The following is a 23736-nucleotide window of genomic DNA, read 5'->3' on the forward strand; positions in this document are numbered from 1 at the left end:
TCCTTATTTTATAAGATTGAAAATATAGTATATAAATCCACATAGAATAGATGAGCCTATTCCATATACTAATACTGGACCTGCAATTTTAAATAAGTTTGCTCCTACTCCAAGTACATAACCTTCTCTTTTAAACTCCATAGCAGGTGATACTATAGAATTTGCAAATCCTGTTATAGGTATAGCTGAACCTGCACCTGCCCTTTTTCCTATAAGGTCATACATACCAAGACCTGTTAATAAAGCTCCTATAAATATCAAAGTTATTGATGTAGCGCCTGCTGCATCTAGTTTACCAAGCCCTACAAAATTCATATAAAAATCATTTATACCTTGTCCTATTACGCATATTATTCCACCAACTATAAATGCTAATATATAGTTTTTCGCGTATGTTGGTTTTGGGCTTTTTTCTTCAACATACTTTTTGTAATTTTTATCCATAAATTAACCTCCTTGAATTATAGACCATCCTATTAAAGATCCAATTACTTTTCCCACAAGCATTGCTATAATTATATATTTTAAATACAAAGCAGGTATTTTTAATCTTCTTGCAACTACAGGTATATAATCTAATATCTCTGTTAGGCCCGAACTTAAAAAACCTACGAATACTCCATAAGCAAGCCCTGCTACTAAAGCACCTATTTTACCTATGCGTATATTCATGCCTTGAATTGAAATTAAGCTTCCAAATAAAGTTCCTATAACCAGTAGACTTTCATATGCCCCTATAAATTCTTTTGTCTTACTTATTTGTGCCATTCTAGGTATTATACCTACAAGTATTAGTAAAGAAACTACTCCTGACCCAACAACTACTCCTGATGATATTCCAAATATTATTAAAAATAATTTCACAAAATACCTCACTGTTTTTTTCTTAGTTGATTTTCTATTTCTTTATTTAATGAAACCATCTTTAAATCTAAAGGACTAGGCTCTCCTCTAGAATAATTTGGTATGAATTTATTAAAAAATAATGCTACGCCAATTCCTATACCAATTGAGTATGGTATTTGAAAATATGGCATATAAGACTTTGCATCTTTTGTGATTGCATTTACCATCATAAATTGCGAATGAGCCATATTTACATCTGCATGAAAGTTCATTATTCCCATTATAGAACCCATAAGTACTACTACTGCTACTATGAAAACTCTTATGTATTTAGTTCTATCTTTTTTGTAGCTGTCAAAGAAGATTATTATATCTTCAGGTTTCAAAAAATTTAACCTTAATTTTGGAAACCTATTATTTACTTCTTCTATAACTTCACCTAAATGTATTACATCATATTTAGATGTATTATTGTCGTAGCTTCTTAAGCATATATCTTTTATTTTCGCTTCATAAGCCTCTGGATAGATAGTATATATTTCACCTAAATAAATCTCTTTTTTTGATATGTTAAAAGGTTTTATACTCTTAGGTATTAAGTAAATATCATCCATATATAATACCTCCTTCTTACTTTATTATTTGTTTAAGCTAATAAAATATTCTAATATATTAAAACTTAAGCAACATTTATATAAATTTTAACCTAGGTTGTTTTTACCTATAATTTATTTCAAATAAAAAGCACCCACTAAACAAATATTTGTCTATTGGGTGCTTTTTATTTTTATTAACTAATATATGATTTTAATTTAGCTAATACTTTTTTCTCTATTCTAGAAACTTGTACTTGAGATATATTTAACATATCCCCAATTTCACTTTGAGTTTTATCTTCAAAATATCTAAGCATTATTATCTGTCTTTCTCTTTTTTCTAATTTGCCTAAAACTTCTTTTAAAAGAAGATTATCTATTACTTTCTCTTCTTCACACTCTCCCTTTAAGCTAATCTTATCTATTAAGCAAATTGGATTTCCTTCTTCTTCATGTATAACTCCATGTAAATACTCTACAGAAAAATTAGATTCCATTGCCATAACTAAGTCTTCTTTTTCCACTTCTAATACATTAGCTATTTCTTCTATACTTGGTTCTCTTCCTAGTTTCTTGCTAAGTATTTCACTTTGTGTTTTAGCTTTTATAGCTATTTGCTTTAAAGACCTAGATACTTTTACCATTCCGTCATCTCTTAGATATCTTTTTATTTCTCCTAATATCATTGGTACAGCATATGTAGAAAACTTTACATTAAACTTAGGATCAAACTTATATATAGCCTTTATTAAACCTATTGACCCTAATTGAAATAAATCATCTCTATCATAACCTATATTTAAAAATTTAGTTACAACACTTCTAACTAATCCTAGATTGTTAGTTATTAGTATTTCCTTAGCTTCCTCATCTCCATTTTGTGCTTTATCTATTAATTTTAATGTTTCTTCATGACTAAGCAATACTCTCTTTTCTTCTTTTATTGCAATTATCCCCATAATAAAACCTCTATTCTTTTGGACTTTATTGTGGTAAGTTTATTTTTTTAGTCATTACAATTTTAGTCCCTTCACCCTTTATTGAACTTACCCATACATCATCCATAAAACTCTCCATTACAGTAAATCCCATTCCTGATCTTTCAAGCTCTGGCTTTGATGTGTAAAGTGGTTGCATAGCCATTTGAACATCTTCTATACCATTACCTCTATCTTCTACTACTATTTTTATAGTATTTCCTTCTATTTCACATCTTAAATATACGAATTCTTCTTCATTTTCATCATATCCATGAATTATTGAATTGGTTACAGCTTCTGATACTGCAGTTTTTATATCTGCTAGTTCATCTATAGTCGGATCTAATTTCGCAGCAAATGAAGCTACTATAACTCTAGCAAAACTTTCATTCTCAGATTTAGCAGAAAATTTAACTTCCATAATGTTCTTCATTTTGTATTCCCCCTTATATAGAACTTACTACTTCATCTGTATTGTTTATGTCTATAATTTTATTCATTCCAGATAAATTAAATACTTTCTCAACTCTTTCATTTGCATTTATTATAGATACTTTTCCACCTTCAGCTGATATTTTTTTGTATCTACCTATAATTACACCTATCCCTGATGAATCCATAAATTTAATATTTCTAAAATCAAATATTATGTTTTTTATAGGCTTAGATAGTAATATATTATCTATTTCATCTCTAACCTCATTTGTTATATGGTGGTCTAGTTCTGTAAATACAAACTCTATTGTTAGAGTTTTTTGTTCTAAGTAGTAGTTTATCATTTGTATCCCCCCTGATTATTGAGTATATTAACTCTTAATCAATTCTATTATATTTACTTTTTATCCTTCAACAAAATTTAACTACTTTTGTTTTATTATGTCTTAATCAACATCAGACATAAATTATATAATTAATGATGTTAAATGTTGGCAATCCACATATTTATTATTTACATATTTTTTATTAATATACATTTTTTTCTATTAATTTATTTATCTTTATATAAAGTAATAATTAATAGAAAATTTTTGCATATAAAAAAGCATAGCTTTTGCTATGCTTTTTATCTATCTTCTTTTGTTGTTTGCTTTTTCTATGTTTATCTTGTTACCTTTTATTTTTATATCTTTCATCTTTTCTAATACTTTTTTAGCATTTTGCTTAGGTACTTCAACGAAAGTATATTTGTCATATATATCTATAGTTCCTATAAGTTTTCCTGGTATCCCAACTTCTCCAGCTATTGCGCCTAATATATCTTTAGCTTGAACTCTTTGGTTTCTACCTACATTTATAAATAATCTAGCCATACCTTCTTGAGCCCCAGTTGATCCACCTTTAGAACGCGCTTCTCTACGTTGTCTTGGTTTTTCTTCTACTATTTCTTCTTTAAGTTCTTCACCTAAAGCTAATTTTAAAAGTGCAGCAGCTACATCAACTGTAGAGTAATCTTCTTCTTGACAGAATGTTTCTAACCATTGCATTTGTTTAGTTAATTTACCTTGTTCCATAGTTGATTTAACTTCTTTGAAGAATGCACTTACTTTCTTTTCTTCAACATCAGCTATTGAAGGTATACCATGCTTAATTAACTTAGTCTTAGTATATCGTTCTATATCTTTCATCTTTCTCATTTCTTTTCCAAATACAAAGCTGAAAGATATACCTTCTCTACCAGCTCTACCAGTTCTACCTATTCTATGAACATAGTATTCTTCATCTTGAGGAAGATCATAGTTAAATACCGCTTCAACATCATCAACGTCTATTCCTCTAGCTGCAACATCTGTCGCTACTAGTATGTCTATAGTTCCCCCTCTAAACTTATCCATAACTATATCTCTTTGAGTTTGCTTTAAATCCCCGTGTAATGCATCTGCAAAATATCCTCTAGCTTGTAATTCACTAACTAATTCATCTGAACCTCTCTTAGTATTACAGAATACTACTGATAATTTTGGATTATAAACATCTATTAATCTACATAATACTTCTAATTTATTTGCAGATCTTGTTTCTATATAATATTGCTTTATATTAGGCACTGTAAGTTCTTTTCTAACAACTTTTATGTGCTCTGGATTTTTTTGGTATGCCTTTGTTAACTCTAATATCCCTTTTGGCATAGTAGCTGAGAAGAATACTGTTTGTCTATCTTCTGGAGTTCTACTTATTATAGTTTCTATATCTTCTCTGAACCCCATATCTAACATCTCATCCGCTTCATCTAATACAACCATCTTAACATTATCCATTTTTAATGTTTTACGGTTTATATGGTCTATAACACGACCTGGAGTTCCTATTACTATTTGAACTCCCCCTTTTAAAGACTTTATTTGTCTATCTATTGGTTGCCCACCATATATAGGTAAAGTTTTTATTCCGTGCATGTATTTAGATATTTTTCTTATTTCTTTAGAAACTTGTATTGCAAGTTCTCTAGTAGGACAAAGTACCACCGCTTGTAAACTTTTGTCCTCTGGATTTATAGTTTCTAGTATTGGTATACTGAATGCTGCTGTTTTTCCCGTACCTGTTTGTGCTTGACCTATAACATCTTTACCTGATAATACAACAGGTATAGATTGAGCTTGTATTGGAGATGGCTCTTCAAACCCCATGTCCGATATAGCTTTTTTTATATCATCACTTATTGGTAAGTCTTCGAATTTTATTGTGTTCATATATTATTTCCTTTCCGTTATCTAATTATATTAACTTATCTATTATATATTTAATTCGAATAATATGCAATTAGTATTTTATCCCTTACTCATCTATAATATTCAAGATAATACAACTTGTTTTATACCATTAAGCAACGATATATATATAATATAGTGTAGCCATATATAAAAGATATGTTGAAAGCATTAGCATTCCCTGCCATCTATGTAATTTATGTTTTTTAATAGTTGGTATTATTAAAATCAAAAGTAGAGCTATCATAAAAGGAAAATCTATTTTTGCTGTTTGTGCCAAAATTGGTATATCATTTGGTATTGCTGATATTCCTATTACAGATACTATATTTAATATGTTAGCACCTAATACATTTCCCACTGATATAGCATGATGCTTTTTCCTTATAGCAGTTATTGATGATACTAATTCAGGCAGTGACGTACCTAGTGCTATTACAGTAAGACTTATTATTCCTTGTGGTATGCCTATAATTTCTGCTATTTTTATCCCATTATCTACTAATAATTTTGAGCCTAAAACCATCATTACTAATCCAAGTATAAAAAAGACAGCTATTTTCAATGTTTCCTTTATATTTATACTTCCTCTATTATAATTTTTACTTAAGTCTGTTTTACTATCTTTTTCTACACTTTTATAATTTGTATACATATATACTAAAAGCATTAAAAGAAGCAATAATGCATCTATTCTATTAATATTTCCATCTATACTAAGTAATATTGTTAAAAATACTGATATTAAAAGAATTATTGATTTTGAAAAAAACATATTTTTATCTACTTTAAATGGACTTATAAATGCTACTAACCCAAGTACTAAGCCTGTATTACAAATAATAGAACCTACTGCATTCCCTAGGCTCATTGTTGTATGCCCTTGTAAAGATGCTACTGTTGACACTGTTAACTCTGGAAGAGTTGTTGCAAAACTTACTATCGTAGCACCAAGTACCAATTCCGATATATTAGTCTTCTTCCCTATTATTACTGTATAGTTTATAAATATATCTGCTCCTTTTGTTATTAATATAAAACCTAAAATAAATAGTATAATAATAAATAACATAATATCCCTCCCCTATATAAGATAGATATTCATTATTTGGACATATATACTATTTTTTTATTTTTAAATTTTTTTGTTTTAGCATAAAAACACTTGGGTATTATATGATTATAAGGAAAACAAATTCAGATTAAATTTAAAAATTATCGACAATATTTATGCGAAAGGTTGTATACAAAATACCTTTTATATGTTATGATTATATTGTCTAAAAATTATCTAGCTAGATTAATAATATAAATTTTTTAAATATTTAAATTTAAATAATAATATTAAATATTTAAATTTAAATAACAATAAATAACTTTACAAATTTTAAACCCTAACAAGGAGGCTATTCACATGAATGCATGGCAAGGATTTAAAGAAGGTAGATGGACTAAAGAAATAGATGTTAGAGGGTTCATCCAAGAAAACTACACTCCATATGAAGGAAATGATTCTTTCTTAGCTGGAGCTACTGAAAACACTAAAAAATTATGGGAAGAAGCTATGGCTCTTTTCAAAAAAGAAAGAGAAAATGGCGGAACTTTAGACGTTGATACTAAAACAGTATCTATGATAGATGCTTATGCACCAGGATACTTAGATAAAGAATTAGAAACAATAGTTGGTTTCCAAACTGACGCACCATTAAAAAGAGCTGTTATGCCTTTCGGTGGTATAAAAATGGTTGAAAATTCTTGTAAGGCTTACGGATACGAATGTGATCCTGAAATAAGCGAAATATTCACTAAATATAGAAAAACTCATAACCAAGGGGTATTCGATGCTTACACTCCTGAAATGAGAGCTGCTAGAAGATCTGGTATAATAACTGGTTTACCAGATGCTTACGGAAGAGGTAGAATAATAGGTGACTACAGAAGAGTTGCTTTATACGGTGTAGATAGATTAATAGAAGATAAATTAGCTCAAAAAGCTGAATACGAAGTAAGATGTATAGACGAAGAAGTTATAAGAGCTAGAGAAGAAATATCTGATCAAATAAAAGCTTTAGAAGCATTAAAGAGAATGGCTTTATCTTACGGATTCGATATATCTAAGCCAGCTACTAACTCAAGAGAAGCTGTTCAATGGTTATACTTCGGATACTTAGGAGCTATAAAAGATCAAAACGGAGCTGCAATGTCATTAGGTAGAACTTCTACATTCTTAGACATATACTTCGAAAGAGATTTAGCTAACGGAACAATAACTGAAGAAGAAATTCAAGAAATAATGGACCACTTCGTTATGAAGTTAAGAATGGTTAAATTCTTAAGAACTCCAGAATACAACGATTTATTCTCAGGAGACCCAACTTGGGTAACTGAATCAATCGGTGGTATGGGTATAGATGGTAGAACATTAGTAACTAAAAACTCATTCAGAATGTTAAATACTCTTTACACTCTTGGACCATCTCCAGAGCCAAACTTAACAGTATTATGGTCTACTAGATTACCTCAAGGATTCAAAGACTTCTGTTCAAAAGTTTCAATAGATACAAGTTCTGTTCAATACGAGAACGATGACTTAATGAGACCATACTGGGGAGATGACTACGGTATAGCTTGTTGTGTATCTGCAATGAGAATAGGTAAACAAATGCAATTCTTCGGAGCTAGAGTAAACTTAGCTAAGACTTTATTATACGCTATAAACGGTGGTGTTGATGAGAAGTCAGGAGTACAAGTTGGACCTAAATTCGAAGCAATAACTTCAGAATACTTAGATTACGATGAAGTTATGGCTAAGTTCGAACCATTCACTGATTGGTTAGCTAACTTATACGTAAATACATTAAACATAATCCACTACATGCATGATAAGTACTCTTATGAAGCATTAGAAATGGCTTTACATGATAGAGAAATATTCAGAACTATGGCTTGTGGTATAGCTGGTTTATCAGTTTGCGTTGACTCATTATCTGCTATAAAACATGCTAAAGTTAAAACTATAAGAAACGAAGCTGGTATAGCTGTTGACTTCGAAATAGAAGGAGATTATCCAAAATTCGGAAACAACGATGACAGAGTTGACCAAATAGCTTGTGACTTAGTAGAAAACTTCATGAACAAAATAAGAAAGAACAAAACTTACAGAGATTCTTACCATACTCAATCTATATTAACAATAACTTCAAACGTTGTTTACGGTAAGAAGACTGGTAACACTCCTGACGGAAGAAGAGCTGGTGAGCCATTCGCTCCAGGAGCTAACCCAATGCACGGAAGAGATAACAGCGGAGCTTTAGCTTCATTATCTTCAGTTGCTAAATTACCATACGAGCATGCTCAAGATGGTATATCTAATACTTTCTCTATAGTACCAGGTGCTTTAGGAAAAGATATGAACGAAAGAGTAAACAACTTATCTTCAATGATGGACGGATACTTCGCTCAAGGAGCTCATCACTTAAACGTTAACGTATTTGATAGAGCTACTTTAGAAGATGCTATGGAGCATCCAGAAAAATACCCTCAATTAACTATAAGAGTTTCAGGATACGCTGTAAACTTCATCAAGTTAACTAGAGAGCAACAATTAGACGTTATAAACAGAACATTCCACGGAAAAATGGCTTAATTTATAACATCTATAATCTTACATCAGATAGTTTAACAATTATCAAGAATCAAAGTATATAATTTTTCAGAGTGTAAGTCTCATCAACTTACACTCTTTTTTTATTTATTTTAAAATTAATTGTATGTAATAATATTATAATCTAAAATTTTTTTACATATATAGTTTGTATAGGTACTTACTGGGTATAATTAAAATATAAGGAATTATACATTACTTAAACAATATAGACTTTAAAGATATAATAATTTATAATATATTTAGACGATATTATGTATACAGTATATTTGAAACTTAATTTATAAAACGACTTAGAGGTGGATATTATGATAAAAGGAAGAGTTCATTCAATAGAAACATTTGGTACAGTAGATGGTCCAGGAATAAGATTTATAGTATTTATGCAAGGATGCCCATTAAGATGTAAATATTGCCACAATAGAGATACATGGGATGCAAAAGGTGGAAAAGAATATACAACTGACGAACTAATCACTGAAGTACTTAAGTACTCATCTTATATGAAATTCTCTGGTGGCGGTTTAACTGTTTCAGGTGGTGAAGCTACACTTCAACCAGAATTTGTAGCAGAATTATTTGCTAAGGCTAAGAAAAATGGTATACACACTTGCTTAGATACTTCTGGATTTGTAGATATAGATAAAATAGATCCAATACTTGATAATACTGATTTAGTTTTACTTGACTTAAAACATATGATAGATGATAAGGCTAAAGACTTAACAGGTGTAACAATCCAAAAAACATTAAAGTTAGCTAAACACTTAGATGAAAGAAATATACCTGTTTGGATAAGACACGTTTTAGTCCCTGGTATAACAGATGATAGAGAAAACTTAGAAGCATTAGGTAAGTTTGTATCTACTCTTAACAATGTAGATAGACTTGAATTATTACCATATCATACAATAGGTGTTCACAAATGGGAGAGTATGGGAATTGAGTATGAGTTAAAAGGTGTTCCTGATGCTACTCCAGAAGATATTAAAAAAGCTAGCCAAGTCTTAAAAGAATTTGGTGTTGAGGTATTTAATAAATAAGCCCTTAAATTTTTTTGAATAATTTATATATAACAAAAAAAGAAGTCCTAGGACTTCTTTTTTTGTTATATATTTTAATATTAGTATTTTAGAATTAGAATTCTAAATCTTCTACTTCTATGTTTTCTATAGCATCTTGTATTAATTTTTCTACATCTAATGCATTTTCTGACTTTTCAATTCTCTCTAATCTAGGCTTAGTCACAGGTTTTTTAGGAGCAAATACTGTACAACAGTCTTCTTCTGGAAGTATTGATGTTTCAAATGTTCCTATTTTCTGAGCTATATCAACTATTTCAGTTTTATCCATAGCTATAAGAGGTCTAAATACAGGTATACTAACTGATGCATTTGTGCAAGTTAGTCCTTGTATAGTTTGAGATGCAACTTGTCCTATACTCTCTCCTGTAACTAAAGCATCACAGTGTCTTTTTTCTGCTACTGCTTGAGCTATTCTCATCATAAATCTTCTTGATATTATAGTCATTTCTTCATCTTTACAATTTAAACCTATAGTTTTTTGTATTTCTAACATATTAACTTTATGAAGTCTTACTCTTCCACAGTACTTAGCTAATATTTTTCCTAAATCTCTTACCTTCTCTTGAGATTTTTCACTAGTAAATGGATAACTGTGGAAATGTATACATTCTAGTTCCATACCTCTTTTTGCTACCATCCAAGATGCAACTGGTGAATCTATTCCTCCAGATAATAAAGACATCGCTCTACCATTTGTTCCAAGAGGCAATCCTCCATACCCTGGTATAGTATCACTGTATACCATTACATGATTTTCTCTATATTCACAACGTATTCTAACTTCTGGATTTCTTATATCTACTGCTATTTTGTCTTTAACTTGAGATACTAAGTAACCTGCTATATCTCTACTCATTTCTTGAGAAGTAAATTTAAAGCTCTTATCTCCTCTTTTACTTTCTACTTTAAAGCTCTTTGCCCCTGCATCTATTTTTTCTTCTAATACTTCTAACGCCAATTCTTTTAATTTAGTATAATCTTTCTCAGCTCTTATTGCTGGACATACTCCTACTATACCAAATACTTTTCTTACTTCTTCTGCAACTTCTTCATAATCATAGTCTTCTAAGTCTACATATATTCTTCCAAATTCTTTATAAACTTTAAATTCACCTAATGGCTTAAGCATATTTTTTACATTTTTTATTAACTTATTTTCAAATAAGTATCTATTTTTTCCTTTTACACCTATTTCCCCGTACTTAACTATTAATATATTATACAAATGTATCACCTCATATTTTGATTATCGTCTTCTTGTTGTTTTTCTTAAAAATTCAACTTCTTCTTATTATTTTTCTTAAAGATTCAACTTCCTCTTTAAGTATTTTTACAGCTTCTAAAATCTCTTCTTCTGTATTTAAATCTGATAAGCTAAATCTTATAGCTCCTTCTATTTCTTCATTAGTTAATTTCATTTGAGTTAGTACATGACTTCCTTTTTTCTTAGAAGAACATGCAGAACCTGTAGATACATACATACCTTTTTGCTCTAAACAATGAAGTAACACTTCTCCTTTTATATCTTTAAATGAGATATTAAGTATATGACACACTCCATCTTCTGGAGAATTTATTTTTATATCTTCTATATTTTTAGATATTTCTTCTTTAAGTAAATTCTTTAAAGAAGATATTTTTTCTATTTTAGAATTTAAATCATCATTTATAATTTTTATAGCCTCGCCTAATCCATATATACCAGGTGCATTTTCTGTCCCTGCTCTTACACCGATTTCTTGTCCCCCACCAGTTAACATAGGTTTTATCCTGTTAGTTTCCTTTATATACATAAATCCTATACCTTTAGGCCCGTGGAATTTATGCCCACTAACACTCATAAAATCTATATTATATCTTGATGGTCTAAAGTTTATCTTAGAATATGATTGAACTGCATCTACATGTAAATAAACTTTGTCTTTTAATGACTTAAGGTACTTACCTATTTCTTGGATAGGTTGTATGGATCCTACTTCATTATTTACGTGCATTATAGTTACTAAGCATGTAGTAGGCTTTATAGCTTTTTTAAGTTCCTCTAAATCTATTTTACCTTCTCTATCAACATCTAAATATGTTACCTCACATCCATCGTTTTCTAAATCCTTTAATGTATTTAAAACTGATGGATGCTCTATACTCGTAGATATTATATGGTTTTTTCTTTTTTTATGTAGATTGACTACACCTCTAATTATAGTATTATTAGATTCTGTTCCTCCTGATGTAAAGTAAATTTCTTTATCCTTAGCACCTAAAGTTTTAGCAATCTCACTTCTTATGGCTTTTATATTCTTTTCTACCTCAACACCCTTTCTATGTAAAGATGATGGGTTTGCGTAATCATGGCTAAGTGCATAAACAACTTTTTCAATAACCTCACTATATGGTTTAGTTGTTGCACTATTATCTAAATATATTTCCATATTTTTCACCAGCTTCCTGTATTAAGTATTTATATAAATTCAAAATTATTCAAATATGTTTTATTTATTCTTTCCAATTTATAAATTATTTTATCAAATTGAAATAAAAATTTTATCTATTATATATTAACCTAAATAGACTTATTTATTATATCATATTTACGTTATTTTTTAAGGTTTAATAATAATATTACTAAATATATATTAAATATAATTGTTGTTTTATTTTATATATTCACTTATAATTTTAACTTAATAATTATAAATTATCACTATTTTGTAGAATTGTAATTTTTTTCAATATTTTTCTTTAAAGTATTGATTTTCATGTCGAAATTTGATAATATATAAACATGGTTATCCCCCTGATAACCTTAGTAAAATCTCTATTCCCAATACCCCTTTTAAATGAATATTTAATTCATTTAAGGCCTACTTCAGATCGGAAAAGAAGTAGGTTTTATTTTTATAATTTTCGTTTGACAATAAATTAACTTTCTTGAAAAGTATTGATTTTTATGTCGAAATTTGATAGTATATAGACATGGTTATCCCCCTGATAACCTTAATTAAAATCTCTATTCCCAATACCCCTTTTGAACGGATAAACTTTATATCCATTTTATCAAGTTGATAACGGAAATCAACTTGATAGCAAAAAAGAGCTTCCCCGAGCTCTTTTTTTTTATATAATAAAATATAAATTATTTTAATGAGTATATATTTTACTAAAATTTTTGACTTTGAATATTTTCTTATAAATTTTAAAAGTTCTTTATATACTAAGTATAATTTCATTTTTATTTTACATTTATCGTCTTTTTTTGCAATCCTCTAACTTTTTATCTATATTTCTATGAGTTTTACTTTCTTTTTAATAAATAATTAACTTTATTTAACATGCTTATATAGTTTTTTTTTGATATAATTTACTTATGATATATATGTATATATTTTTAAGGAGGGACATTCATGACTAAAAAGAAAAAAGTTGCTATAGTTTTCACAGGTGGAACTATATCAATGACTGTAGATAAAGAAATTGGAGCTGCTATTCCTACTTTATCTGGTGAGCAAATAATGTCTATGGTAACTAATATAGATAAAGTTGCTGAAATAGAAGTTTTAAACTTTGATGAAATACCTGGTCCTCATATGACTCCTGAAAGAATGATGGAGTTAAAGGATTATGTTAATGATTTACTTATTAGAGAAGATATATGCGGTGTTGTTATAACTCATGGTACTGATAGTTTAGAAGAAACTGCTTATTTCTTAGACTTAACTATAACTAGTATAAAACCTGTTATAGTCACAGGAGCTATGAGAAGTAGTTCAGAGCTTGGATATGATGGTCCAAGTAACTTATCTGCTGCTGTTTGTACTGCTATATCTGATGATGCTATAGGAAAAGGTGTTCTTATAGTTTTAAACAATGAAGTACTTTTAGCTTCTGAAGCTACTAAAACTAATACATTATCATTAAATACTTTTAAATCTTTAACATCTGGACCTCTTGGTATAATAGATTGTAACGAATTAGTTTTATATAAGGATGTTGTCAATAGATCTATAATAGATACAGATAAAGTTGAGTCTAAAGTTGCTCTATTTAAATCTGGAGTTGGTATGGATGATGAACTTATAAAATTCGCTACTGATAATGGATACAAGGGTATTGTCATAGAAGCTATGGGTAGAGGTAATATACCTCCTAAGATGTATGAAGGTGTAAAATATGCTAGGGAGAAAGATATACCTGTTGTAATAGTTTCTAGATGTCATTCTGGAAGGGTATTTGATAGTTATGGATACTTAGGTTCTGGAAGAGACTTAAAGAACTTAGGATGTATTTTTGGAGGAGAGTTACCTGGTCAAAAGGCTAGAATAAAGCTTATGCTAGCTTTAGGAAAAACAAATGATTTAGATGAGATAAAAGATTTCTTTGAAAAAGGTATATATTATTAAAACAAAAAAATAGGACTTTATAAAGTCCTATTTTTTTGTTTATTATCTATATAAAATGTTATACCTACAACCAACATCTGTATAAGTAATACTAAAATAAATGTTATTATGAAATAATGATAAGCTAACATACCTATAAAGTAATTACTACTTATAACCATACTAACTATTATACTCATTATCATAGATATAGTAATTTGATATCTAATAAATGTATTTTTCTTATTCTTAATACAGTGCATAAATATCGTTCCAAATATTATAAATAGTATTATCGATATTATTTTTATCACTTGTAGGTTATTTGTATTTAAAATTCCATGTTCAAATATAAACTTATTATATCGCACATATTGCATAATTCCAGCATTTTTGTTAGTTAAATACTCTATTATAAAGATAGATACGGCTAATGCTATCTGAATAAATAATGTTAGACTATATGCTAATTTTCTTAATACTTTCTTACTCATACTCTCTCCTAATATATATTTCTAGTTACTTACCTCCAATCAAGTAATTTTGCTTATTGACAAGATATTTAAGTTATCTTATTTTATATTTGACTAAAGCTATATTTTATAAATTACATTTTTTATTGAACACACTTTATAATCTAAGGTTCTTTCTCCATCACTAAACTTAACTTTAACTAAGTTATTATTTTTTTGTACTATTGTACCTTCCTTAAATCTTTTATGATAAATTTTGTCTCCTATTGTTAAGCTTTCTATTTCTTTTTTAGTCGCTCCTTTAATATCATCTATAAATCTAGATTTAGATACTTTTTTTCCATATTTATTCGATGGAGAGCTTATATATATATTCTCCTCAGCTCTTGTTATAGCCACATACATAAGCCTTCTCTCTTCCTCAATCTGATTAACTTTTTTTTCTTCATCATTTATATCATAAGACTTTTCATGAGGAATAGTTCCTTCTGTAGCTCCTATTATATATACATTTTTAAATTCTAATCCTTTAGCACTATGCATAGTAGTAAATATTACTCCATCAGAATTTTGATTATTTTTATTTTCTATCAATTCTGACTTTACTCTTTCTATATGATCTAAATATTCTTGTATTGTATTGAAATTTGTAGCAGAACTTTCTAGTTCATTTAATATTTCTATTAAACCATTTGTCTTTATTTTTCTATTTGTACAATAATCTAGTATATATCTATCATAATCTAAACTTGTTCTTATATAAGAAATTGCATTTTTAGGATTTAATGTTTTTAAATAACTTAAATCTATATCCAAATCATTTATAGTCTTAACTTGTTTTGGATGAAGGTTACATTTATTTATTAAAGCATTTATAAAGTTTTTTTCATCCTTAACCATATTTACATGTTCTTTTGATATATATCTAAATGGTTTATTTATTATCCTAACCCAATCTTTATTTGAATCTGGATTTACGCCTATTCTTAAATAAGCTAATATATCCTGAGCTGCCCAATGATCATATATAGTAATTATCGAATCTTTCACTATAAAAGGTATTCTCATATCCATAAATACATCTACTAGCGCTCTTGATTGTATATTAGTTCTATATATTACAGCAAAATCAGTATACTCAACATAATCTTTTTTCATTTCTTCTAATATATCTTTAGCTATAAATACTGCCTCTTCTTCTGAATCATTAGGAGATATATATTTAACATTTCCACCTTCTCCTTGATGACATTTTATAACTTTTTCATATCTATTCTCATTTTTTTCTATCAATCTATTAGCTATATTTATTATTTCATCTTTTGACCTATAATTTATATCTAATAATACTTTTTTAGTTCCTTTAAAATATTGCTCAAACTCTAATAAAAAGTCTGGCCTAGCACCTCTAAATCCATATATACTTTGATCTTCATCTCCCACTACAAATATATTATTGTTAGGATTAGCTATTAGTTTTAGTACCTCAAACTGAACCTTGTTTATATCCTGGAACTCATCTACTAATATATATTTATATATTCCACGAACCATATCTAGTGCCGATTTATTGTGCTTTAATAAATGGTATGTCTTTATTAACATATCATCAAAGTCTATCTTATTATGTTGGTTTTTATGCTCTTCATATAGATTATAAGCTTTTAAAAATTCATCACTAGTTAATAGCTCTGATGTAAAGTCTCTAATATCCATCAATTCATTTTTTACATAGGATATTTCATTTATTACCTGTCCTATAGTTTCATCATCATCTGCATTTTCTATATTTAAGCTTTTCAATATGCCTTTTAGTAGTAGCCTCTTTGATTTTTCATCAAATATATTGTCTAAGCTATATTTCTCAAAGTACCTAAGTATTCTAAAAAATACAGAATGGAATGTTCCATACGTAACCTTATTCATTCTATGATCATTACTTAAACTTAACGCTCTATTTTTCATTTCTACTGAGGATGCTTTTGTAAAACTTATAGCAAGTATACTACGAGGGCTTATACCTTTATTTACTACCATATTTGCTATCCTATATGTTATAACCCTCGTTTTACCTGATCCAGGACCTGCTAATACCATACAAGGTCCATCTACATGTTCTACTGCAACCTTTTGATTTTCATTTAATTTATCTATACTTATCATAACTTACCACCTTGAAGTATTCTTTCATTAATCTATAATATAAATATAACTTTTTATATTAGTTATATAGCTAAACTATATTATAATATATAATTTCAAAAAGGAGAAATTTTATGGAAATCATAACTAATACATTAGATAATTTCGTAAATATTCCTTCAGATTCCTTCGTATTTGATATAGAAACTACAGGTCTTAGCCCTAAGTTTTGTAAAGTTATACTTATAGGAATTTTATTTAATAAAGATAATAAAACCATAATTAAACAATATTTTGCTCAAACTGAAGATGATGAAAAAGATTTATTATTAGCATTTATAAATGATATCAGTACCTTTGATACTCATATAACCTTTAATGGATTAGCCTTTGATATTCCATTTTTAAATTCTCGTTTTAATAAATATAATATTGATTTTGAGTTAAATAAAAATGATGATATTGATATTTTAAATATTGTAAGGCCATTTAAAGGCTTACTATCTCTTTCTGATTGTAAACTAAAAACTATAGAAAAATACATTGGTATATCTAGAGAAGATACTATTTCAGGAAAAGAAAGCGTAAAACTATACAAGGAATTTGTGTCTTCTAAGTCTGATGATTTAAAAAGCAAAATATTACTTCACAACTATGAAGATATATACTATTTAGGGTACCTTTATAAAATAAAAGATATATTAGAAGAGAAACTAAAGCCCATTGTAATTAACAATAAAGATTTATTCTTAAAACTTATACCATTATCCTTTAAGATAAATAATTCTAAATTAACACTTAAATATAATATATTTGATGGTAACAAAGTACCTATAAATATTTATAGCGATAATTACTCTATATTATCAGATGATAAGCACATTTTACTTAGTATAAGTTTGAATAAAGGTATAGATAAAGACAATAATATAGTTTTATTTTATCAATTAAATAAAATAATTCCCTTAAAAGTTAACGATAATTTTTTAGACTTAAATATTTATAACCTATGTGAGTATATAATAAAAAAAGAACTAAAATCTTTATAAGATTTTAGTTCTTTTTTTATTATAACTTAGTTATTACAATAATTTATAATTTGAACTATAACATATTATACAATTTTAATTTTGCGCTAAATTGACTACATCATCTAATACATTCGAGCATTCACATTGGTTTGCCATTATAGTTAAATAATCACCTGCCATTATCTTTGTTGAACCTTTAGGAATTATCTCAACATCTCCTCGAGTTATCCCTACTATTAAACAATTTTTAGGCCAAATTATATCTTTTACACATTTTCCATCTAAATCACTATTAATATGGACCACTGTTTCAAATAATGTCTTTTTGTTTACACCAGTCTCACATTCATATTCCCCACCTTCAAGAAGTCTTTCTAAAAGACTTTCATATATAGGATGAGAATTAAGTAAATCTGATGTCAATTGAGCTATTATTACAACTATCGAAAGTGGTAACAAATGATCAAGAGATCCCGTCATTTCTAGTATTAATATAATTGCTGTTATAGGTGCCTTTACTATTGCTGCAAAGTGACCTGCCATTGCTAGAACTACAAAGTTAATTATATAAGTTGATGGTATTCCCATATACATAGCACTTATAATTCCTACTATATTACCTACTATTGACCCTAATGCTAACAATGGGAAAAATATCCCTCCTGGAGCCCCTGATCCAAAACATATAAATGTAAATATAAATTTTGCTATAAGTAATATCATTAGTAAATTTAATGTAAAGTTCTGTTCTTGCAATGTCATAATAAGTTCATGACCTCCACCTAATAAAACTGGTGATATAAGACCAATAATTCCTGTTAATATGAATGGAATCATTATCTTTACTTCTTTGCTTAATTTACTATTTTTAAATATAGTTTGAGTTTTTAATATACCACTATTAAATAATACACCACTTATTCCTACTACAATTCCTAATATTATTAAGACCCAGTAGTATTTTAAAGGCATTGCATTTAATTTTGCGGTATGTAATGATGGCATTAATCCAAAAAATTGCTTTGACACAAAATCTGCTGTTATAGATGCTGTCATTGCTGATGCTAAAACTAATGGAGAAAAGTTCTTGTGAGCTTCTTCTAATGCAAACATAACTCCTGCTAAAGGTGCATTAAAAGCTGCTGATAAACCTGCACTAGCTCCACATGTTACAAAATACTTTTCCTCATTATCTAATTTATCTAATCCTTTAGATATACCTTCTCCTACACATGCACCCATTTGCACTGATGGACCTTCTCTACCTACTGAAAAACCTACTCCTAAACAAAGTAAGCCTCCTATAAATTTATTTACTAAAACCCTAAACCAGTTAATCTTAATTCTTCTGGTAAGAATCCCCTCAACTTGAGGTATTCCACTTCCCGATATCATCGGCTCTCTTTTTACCTGTTGAGCTACAATATATCCTAAAGCTATTAATATCATAAATATAACCGGTATAAATAGTATATCTTCTCTACCCTTAGAATATAGACCTTTGAATAATTCCATTAGTTTTGAACCCAGTATTCTGTATACAACGATTATTAGACCTACAGCTATCCCTACAAGTAAAGAATCTCTTATTAACCTATACTTAGAATTTTGACTTCTCTTTAATATATTATAAGCTCTTTCCTTATTAGTACTTATCATAAAATTACTCCTTTCATTTATATTATATTCACTGAAAAGGAAAAAAGACTATCGCTTAAAAAAATCGATAGTCTTTACTGGCGGAGAAGGAGGGATTCGAACCCTCGCACCGGTTACCCAGCCTAAACCCTTAGCAGGGGTTCCTCTTGAGCCACTTGAGTACTTCTCCATATTTGTTACGTATTTATCTATGTTTTTATTATATATTTTTATATAATTTTAGTCAATACGTTTTCTTTAATTTTTATGATTTTTTTACAATATATCAAATAATATGTATTTAAAATTATCAACAAACACAAATTTAATAATTTAAGCTATAATATACATTATCATGTATAAAAATTTACTATAAACTTTATTGTCATATCAAGTATATAGCATACTTTTAAATTTAATTCTTCTAAGTATGCTATATATCTATTATATTTAATTACATATGCTTTTTAGCTTCTATAAGCATCTCATTAGCTTTTTGCATATATTCTATAGCTTTCTCTATACTATTAGCTGTTTCTTCTTTTCCTATAGCCCTAGCCTTGTCTACCCACTCTCTAAATCCTTCTTCATGGCTTTCATTATGATTTACCCAATGAAGCAGTAATATTTTTAAAGTTTTTTCGTCTTTACTTTCTCCATCTTCACCATGTGTATGTGGGTGTGAATGATCATGACAATGCTCATGTGGGTGATCATGATCATCTGCATGATGTAATTTTATTCTATCATTAGTTAACATATATACTCCCCCTTATTTTTTTATGTTAAATTCTTTCTTTATTAAATCTATACTATCCTTTATTAACAGCGCTAATGGCTTGTTTTCTACTCCTACTACTTCTATATTTTCAGGCAATATAGGTAAAAATATCTTTAGAGCTTCACTATCTACTATAGCTTCACTCATTTTACAAGTTACTTCACCCATCATAGAATTTGGCATTGAAACAGATACTGGTGCTACTATTATATTTGCCTTCTTTACAGAAGTTACTATTGCATTTTCCCCTGTAGCTCCCTTATTTGCATGAGATTTCATCATAGAGCTCGTTGCTATTGAATTAGTACCTAGTGCATATATGTCTATGTATGATGGTAATTCTTCTCTCAGATTTGATACTATCTGGGCCCCTATACCTCCACCCATTCCATCTATAACTGCTATTATCATACTATCTTCCCCTGTTTTCCTTATGTTTATTTTTTACTCTGATATTATTATTTTATGTTCCATTAGCCTTATCTCTTTTATACTTCCATCTACTATTTTCTGTTCTCCTAATAAATCAGTTAAGTACACTTTCCCTTCAAATGGATCTACACTTACTACATTTTCCATTATTCTTTCTAATTTATCCCCTTTTTGTACATAAGCTGCTGATTCACACATAATAACCCCTCCATATTTTAACTTAATATTAAATTATTACTGTTGTTTATTTTATAGTCACCTTTTTTGAAAACGTTTGTGATTTTCTTCAAAAAAAGGTCTCTTTTAGTATTTAATATTTCAATACTATAAAGAAACCTTCATGATTTCAAATCACTATACATTATATACTTTGAGTATATCACCTTGTACTATATAACGCAATTGATTTTAATTAATTATATACTTATATTTTCACTTTATCTCCTAACAGTTCTTTAACTGTTGGGAACTGTTCTATGTTAGTATGTGGTAAGAAACATGCAGATATAAATTCATCCATATATGTTGGATAGACACTTAATTCTACATAAGTCATTTCATTACCTATATCTTGTAGTTTCATTTTAGCCTCTTTGCTTACAAGAGCAAGATAAGAGCCAACTAATGAACTATTTCCTATATATGCAAACTTTTCTCTTTCTATATCTGGAAGTAATCCTATTAAAATAGAATTTTCTATATTTAAATTATTCCCTATTCCTCCAGCTATATATACCTTATCTATAGCACTAAAGTCCATACCTAAGCTTTCTATTAGTGTTGCAGCTCCAGAATATATTGCACCCTTGGCTCTTATAAAGTTATCTATATCCACTTCTGTTACTGTTATATCATTTTCAATACCATACTCTTCTTTAAATGCTAATACGTATTCCCCTATTTCATGTTCATTAAATCTTATTCTGTCATTGTTTAAATCTTTATTTATCTTACCTCTTCTATCTACTACCCCACTAAGTAACATTTGGCATATTAAATCTATTATCCCTGAACCACATATACCAATAGGCTTATCATCTCCAATAATAGATAACTTTGGATATAAAGTTTCTTTATCAATACTAACTTTTTCTATAGCACCATTTGATGCTCTCATTCCACAACTTATACCTCCACCTTCAAATGCAGGACCTGCAGAACAAGCACAGCTCATCATATAATCTTTATTTCCAAATACAATTTCTCCATTAGTTCCTAAATCTATAAATAATATATTTTCTTCACTTGTCCATATTCCAGCTGATAATACCCCTGCTGTAATATCTCCTCCTACATAACTAGCTACTGATGGTGCTAAGAATATATAAGCACTGTCATTTACATTTAAACCTATATCTTTCCCTATTAATTTTGGTGATTTTAAAAATGGAGGTATAAATGGTTCTTGTCTTAAATAATCTATGTGAACTCCTAAAAATAAACTAGACATAGTTGTATTTCCTGCTATTACAAGACTTACTACATTATCTTTATCTATATTATTTTTAATATAGATAGATTCTAATAATGGATTTATAGTTTCGTCTATAACAGCATCTCTTAAATGCTTAAGTCCATTTTTCTTAGTCGAGTATATAATTCTATGTATAACATCTGCACCATATTTTATTTGTGCATTACCTGATGATGCCTTATCTACAATCTCTTTTGAATATAAATCTACTAAACATACTACAACTGATGTAGTCCCTATATCTATAGCTACTCCGTATAATTGTTTTTCATTGTTCCCTGGTTCTATATTTAATATAGTTATTTTATTCTTCTTTTTAACATAAGTTATAGTTACATTAAAATCACTTTCTCTTATAATCTCTGGAACTTTTCTAAGTAACTCTACTGTATAGTCTATTTCATCATATCCTAAATTATTTCTAACATATCTCTCTATTCTATCAATATCACATATATTATCATCTATAGTTGGTTTATCTAATTCTATATATGTTTTTTCTATATTAGTTTTAAAATCAAAATTATTATCTTCTATTATTTTTTTTGCTCTATCAAATATTTCCTGGTCTTTTTTCTTCTCACTACCTTCTATTTTCATACCATGCATAGATGAAGATAATTTTGATGGAACTTCTATTTCTATATCTTCTATTACTTTAGTATTACATGCGAGTATATATCCTTGTTCCCATTCTTCATCTTTTATATGTAGTGTTTTTTCTGTGTCTACGTTTCCTTTTAATAGCTTAACCTTACATTTCCCACAAGACACGTTTCCGTTACATGGAGCATCTATAAATATTTTATTGTTTCTTGCTATTTCTAATAAATTTTCCCCTTTGCTGCATACAACCTCTTTATTGTGCGACTTAAAATTTACTCTAATCATATACCTATCCCCCAATATGTTATATAGTATAATTTTACCCTAATCCAACTTATAAGTACTCAAATTCATAATATTATAAGTATCTTTTGTGTGTAAAATTATAGTACTATCAATTTAAAAACCTATGCCTTAAATTTAATAAAATTTACTACATTTATTTTGTATAAAATCAAAGGAGTACAGATGTTTTAGATTTACTAAATCTTCTGTACTCCTTATTTATAACTACTCAGCTATAGCTTCGTATTTCTCAGCAGTTAATAAGTTTTCTAATTCATCTGCATCAGATATTTTAACTTTTACTATCCATGCATCATATGCATCTTCATTTACATACTCTGGCTCATCATCTAATTTTTCATTTATTTCAACAACTTCACCAGATATAGGAGCTATTAAGTCAGATGCTACTTTTGAAGATTCAACAACACCAAATTCTTCACCTTGAGTTAATTCATCTTCAAGTTCTGGCATTTCAACAAATAATATTTCTCCTAATTGATCTTGAGCGAAATCAGTTATTCCTATATAAGCAAATTCTCCTTCCACTCTAACCCATGTATGTTTATCTGAATATCTTAAACTTGGTATAACTTTCATTTGATTATCCCCCTTATTAGTT

General features: G+C 28.4%; 22 protein-coding genes and 1 tRNA gene. 4 read left to right on the forward strand and 19 right to left on the reverse strand.

Features of this window, described 5'->3' with window-relative positions; translation table 11 throughout:
• Positions 1–3: 3 nt before the first annotated feature.
• The 8 genes from spoVAC to ABCP60_RS09450 form a co-directional block, all read right to left on the reverse strand.
• Positions 4–444: a stage V sporulation protein AC gene (gene spoVAC, locus ABCP60_RS09415; protein WP_343101658.1), complete on the reverse strand. Its 441-nt coding sequence runs from the start codon at positions 442–444 to the stop codon at positions 4–6.
• 3 nt (positions 445–447) lie between these two features.
• The gene (locus ABCP60_RS09420) at positions 448–864 is read right to left on the reverse strand and encodes a stage V sporulation protein AB (protein ID WP_343101659.1); all 417 of its coding nucleotides are present in this window, start codon (positions 862–864) and stop codon (positions 448–450) included.
• A gap of 8 nt (positions 865–872) precedes the next feature.
• Positions 873–1460, reverse strand: a complete 588-nt coding sequence (locus ABCP60_RS09425; protein ID WP_092923662.1) for a stage V sporulation protein AA — start codon at positions 1458–1460, stop codon at positions 873–875.
• 176 nt (positions 1461–1636) lie between these two features.
• Positions 1637–2401, reverse strand: coding sequence for an RNA polymerase sporulation sigma factor SigF (gene sigF / locus ABCP60_RS09430; RefSeq protein WP_092923659.1), 765 nt, complete (start codon positions 2399–2401; stop codon positions 1637–1639).
• A 25-nt stretch (positions 2402–2426) separates the two neighbouring features.
• On the reverse strand, positions 2427–2855 hold the full coding sequence (gene spoIIAB / locus ABCP60_RS09435) for an anti-sigma F factor (RefSeq protein ID WP_092923656.1): 429 nt from the start codon (positions 2853–2855) through the stop codon (positions 2427–2429).
• Between the two features lie 13 nt (positions 2856–2868).
• Positions 2869–3201: an anti-sigma F factor antagonist gene (spoIIAA, locus tag ABCP60_RS09440; RefSeq protein WP_092923653.1), complete on the reverse strand. Its 333-nt coding sequence runs from the start codon at positions 3199–3201 to the stop codon at positions 2869–2871.
• A 288-nt stretch (positions 3202–3489) separates the two neighbouring features.
• Entirely contained in the window at positions 3490–5109 is a 1620-nt protein-coding gene (locus tag ABCP60_RS09445) for a DEAD/DEAH box helicase (RefSeq protein ID WP_092923650.1), read from the reverse strand.
• Positions 5110–5239: 130 nt separating this feature from the next.
• Positions 5240–6199: a calcium/sodium antiporter gene (locus ABCP60_RS09450; protein ID WP_092923647.1), complete on the reverse strand. Its 960-nt coding sequence runs from the start codon at positions 6197–6199 to the stop codon at positions 5240–5242.
• Between the two features lie 342 nt (positions 6200–6541).
• Here ABCP60_RS09450 and pflB point away from each other — a divergent pair, with 342 nt between their 5' ends.
• Together pflB and pflA are read left to right on the forward strand one after the other, a co-directional pair.
• Complete coding sequence (pflB, locus tag ABCP60_RS09455; protein WP_195238302.1) at positions 6542–8773, forward strand: formate C-acetyltransferase; 2232 nt, start codon at positions 6542–6544, stop codon at positions 8771–8773.
• Between the two features lie 326 nt (positions 8774–9099).
• Complete coding sequence (gene pflA, locus ABCP60_RS09460; protein WP_092923641.1) at positions 9100–9834, forward strand: pyruvate formate-lyase-activating protein; 735 nt, start codon at positions 9100–9102, stop codon at positions 9832–9834.
• A gap of 94 nt (positions 9835–9928) precedes the next feature.
• Here the strand turns inward: pflA and thiI are convergent, their stop codons facing one another.
• Together thiI and ABCP60_RS09470 are read right to left on the reverse strand one after the other, a co-directional pair.
• Complete coding sequence (gene thiI, locus ABCP60_RS09465) at positions 9929–11101, reverse strand: tRNA uracil 4-sulfurtransferase ThiI (RefSeq protein WP_343101660.1); 1173 nt, start codon at positions 11099–11101, stop codon at positions 9929–9931.
• Positions 11102–11153: 52 nt separating this feature from the next.
• Positions 11154–12305, reverse strand: coding sequence for a cysteine desulfurase family protein (locus ABCP60_RS09470; protein ID WP_092923635.1), 1152 nt, complete (start codon positions 12303–12305; stop codon positions 11154–11156).
• Between the two features lie 972 nt (positions 12306–13277).
• Here ABCP60_RS09470 and ABCP60_RS09475 point away from each other — a divergent pair.
• Positions 13278–14273, forward strand: coding sequence for an asparaginase (locus ABCP60_RS09475; protein WP_092923629.1), 996 nt, complete (start codon positions 13278–13280; stop codon positions 14271–14273).
• A 17-nt stretch (positions 14274–14290) separates the two neighbouring features.
• Here the strand turns inward: ABCP60_RS09475 and ABCP60_RS09480 are convergent, their stop codons facing one another.
• Both ABCP60_RS09480 and ABCP60_RS09485 read right to left on the reverse strand, forming a co-directional pair.
• Complete coding sequence (locus ABCP60_RS09480) at positions 14291–14746, reverse strand: hypothetical protein (RefSeq protein WP_195238305.1); 456 nt, start codon at positions 14744–14746, stop codon at positions 14291–14293.
• A gap of 99 nt (positions 14747–14845) precedes the next feature.
• Positions 14846–16888 carry an ATP-dependent helicase gene (locus ABCP60_RS09485; protein WP_343101661.1) on the reverse strand — a complete coding sequence of 681 codons (2043 nt, stop codon included), beginning with the start codon at positions 16886–16888 and terminating at the stop codon, positions 14846–14848.
• Positions 16889–17001: 113 nt separating this feature from the next.
• On the opposite strand from ABCP60_RS09485, the gene ABCP60_RS09490 reads away from it, so the two are divergent.
• Positions 17002–17916 carry a ribonuclease H-like domain-containing protein gene (locus tag ABCP60_RS09490; protein WP_166506003.1) on the forward strand — a complete coding sequence of 305 codons (915 nt, stop codon included), beginning with the start codon at positions 17002–17004 and terminating at the stop codon, positions 17914–17916.
• 75 nt (positions 17917–17991) lie between these two features.
• On the opposite strand, the gene ABCP60_RS09495 is transcribed toward ABCP60_RS09490, so the two are convergent.
• The 7 genes from ABCP60_RS09495 to gcvH form a co-directional block, all read right to left on the reverse strand.
• Complete coding sequence (locus ABCP60_RS09495; RefSeq protein WP_092923618.1) at positions 17992–19557, reverse strand: ClC family H(+)/Cl(-) exchange transporter; 1566 nt, start codon at positions 19555–19557, stop codon at positions 17992–17994.
• 78 nt (positions 19558–19635) lie between these two features.
• A tRNA-Ser gene (locus ABCP60_RS09500) sits at positions 19636–19726 on the reverse strand.
• A gap of 264 nt (positions 19727–19990) precedes the next feature.
• Positions 19991–20296, reverse strand: coding sequence for a zinc transporter (locus tag ABCP60_RS09505; RefSeq protein ID WP_343101662.1), 306 nt, complete (start codon positions 20294–20296; stop codon positions 19991–19993).
• Between the two features lie 12 nt (positions 20297–20308).
• Entirely contained in the window at positions 20309–20728 is a 420-nt protein-coding gene (locus ABCP60_RS09510; protein ID WP_092923612.1) for a DUF3842 family protein, read from the reverse strand.
• 33 nt (positions 20729–20761) lie between these two features.
• Complete coding sequence (locus ABCP60_RS09515; RefSeq protein ID WP_092923609.1) at positions 20762–20947, reverse strand: CooT family nickel-binding protein; 186 nt, start codon at positions 20945–20947, stop codon at positions 20762–20764.
• Positions 20948–21173: 226 nt separating this feature from the next.
• The gene (acsV, locus tag ABCP60_RS09520) at positions 21174–23114 is read right to left on the reverse strand and encodes a corrinoid activation/regeneration protein AcsV (protein ID WP_343101663.1); all 1941 of its coding nucleotides are present in this window, start codon (positions 23112–23114) and stop codon (positions 21174–21176) included.
• Positions 23115–23339: 225 nt separating this feature from the next.
• Complete coding sequence (gene gcvH / locus ABCP60_RS09525; protein WP_092923603.1) at positions 23340–23714, reverse strand: glycine cleavage system protein GcvH; 375 nt, start codon at positions 23712–23714, stop codon at positions 23340–23342.
• Positions 23715–23736 lie beyond the last annotated feature (22 nt).

Origin of the sequence: Romboutsia sp. MSSM.1001216sp_RTP31141st1_G3_RTP31141_220114 (assembly GCF_039031195.1) — a bacterium.
Taxonomy (GTDB): domain Bacteria; phylum Bacillota; class Clostridia; order Peptostreptococcales; family Peptostreptococcaceae; genus Romboutsia_C; species Romboutsia_C hominis.

Coding starts and splice junctions, on each gene's coding strand:
- spoVAC (WP_343101658.1), bottom strand. CDS start 444: ATGGATAAAAATTACAAAAAGTATGTTGAAGAAAAAAGCCCAAAACCA.
- ABCP60_RS09425 (WP_092923662.1), bottom strand. CDS start 1,460: ATGGATGATATTTACTTAATACCTAAGAGTATAAAACCTTTTAACATA.
- sigF (WP_092923659.1), bottom strand. CDS start 2,401: ATGGGGATAATTGCAATAAAAGAAGAAAAGAGAGTATTGCTTAGTCAT.
- spoIIAB (WP_092923656.1), bottom strand. CDS start 2,855: ATGAAGAACATTATGGAAGTTAAATTTTCTGCTAAATCTGAGAATGAA.
- spoIIAA (WP_092923653.1), bottom strand. CDS start 3,201: ATGATAAACTACTACTTAGAACAAAAAACTCTAACAATAGAGTTTGTA.
- ABCP60_RS09445 (WP_092923650.1), bottom strand. CDS start 5,109: ATGAACACAATAAAATTCGAAGACTTACCAATAAGTGATGATATAAAA.
- ABCP60_RS09450 (WP_092923647.1), bottom strand. CDS start 6,199: ATGTTATTTATTATTATACTATTTATTTTAGGTTTTATATTAATAACA.
- pflB (WP_195238302.1), top strand. CDS start 6,542: ATGAATGCATGGCAAGGATTTAAAGAAGGTAGATGGACTAAAGAAATA.
- pflA (WP_092923641.1), top strand. CDS start 9,100: ATGATAAAAGGAAGAGTTCATTCAATAGAAACATTTGGTACAGTAGAT.
- ABCP60_RS09470 (WP_092923635.1), bottom strand. CDS start 12,305: ATGGAAATATATTTAGATAATAGTGCAACAACTAAACCATATAGTGAG.
- ABCP60_RS09475 (WP_092923629.1), top strand. CDS start 13,278: ATGACTAAAAAGAAAAAAGTTGCTATAGTTTTCACAGGTGGAACTATA.
- ABCP60_RS09480 (WP_195238305.1), bottom strand. CDS start 14,746: ATGAGTAAGAAAGTATTAAGAAAATTAGCATATAGTCTAACATTATTT.
- ABCP60_RS09485 (WP_343101661.1), bottom strand. CDS start 16,888: ATGATAAGTATAGATAAATTAAATGAAAATCAAAAGGTTGCAGTAGAA.
- ABCP60_RS09490 (WP_166506003.1), top strand. CDS start 17,002: ATGGAAATCATAACTAATACATTAGATAATTTCGTAAATATTCCTTCA.
- ABCP60_RS09495 (WP_092923618.1), bottom strand. CDS start 19,557: ATGATAAGTACTAATAAGGAAAGAGCTTATAATATATTAAAGAGAAGT.
- ABCP60_RS09505 (WP_343101662.1), bottom strand. CDS start 20,296: ATGTTAACTAATGATAGAATAAAATTACATCATGCAGATGATCATGAT.
- ABCP60_RS09510 (WP_092923612.1), bottom strand. CDS start 20,728: ATGATAATAGCAGTTATAGATGGAATGGGTGGAGGTATAGGGGCCCAG.
- ABCP60_RS09515 (WP_092923609.1), bottom strand. CDS start 20,947: ATGTGTGAATCAGCAGCTTATGTACAAAAAGGGGATAAATTAGAAAGA.
- acsV (WP_343101663.1), bottom strand. CDS start 23,114: ATGATTAGAGTAAATTTTAAGTCGCACAATAAAGAGGTTGTATGCAGC.
- gcvH (WP_092923603.1), bottom strand. CDS start 23,714: ATGAAAGTTATACCAAGTTTAAGATATTCAGATAAACATACATGGGTT.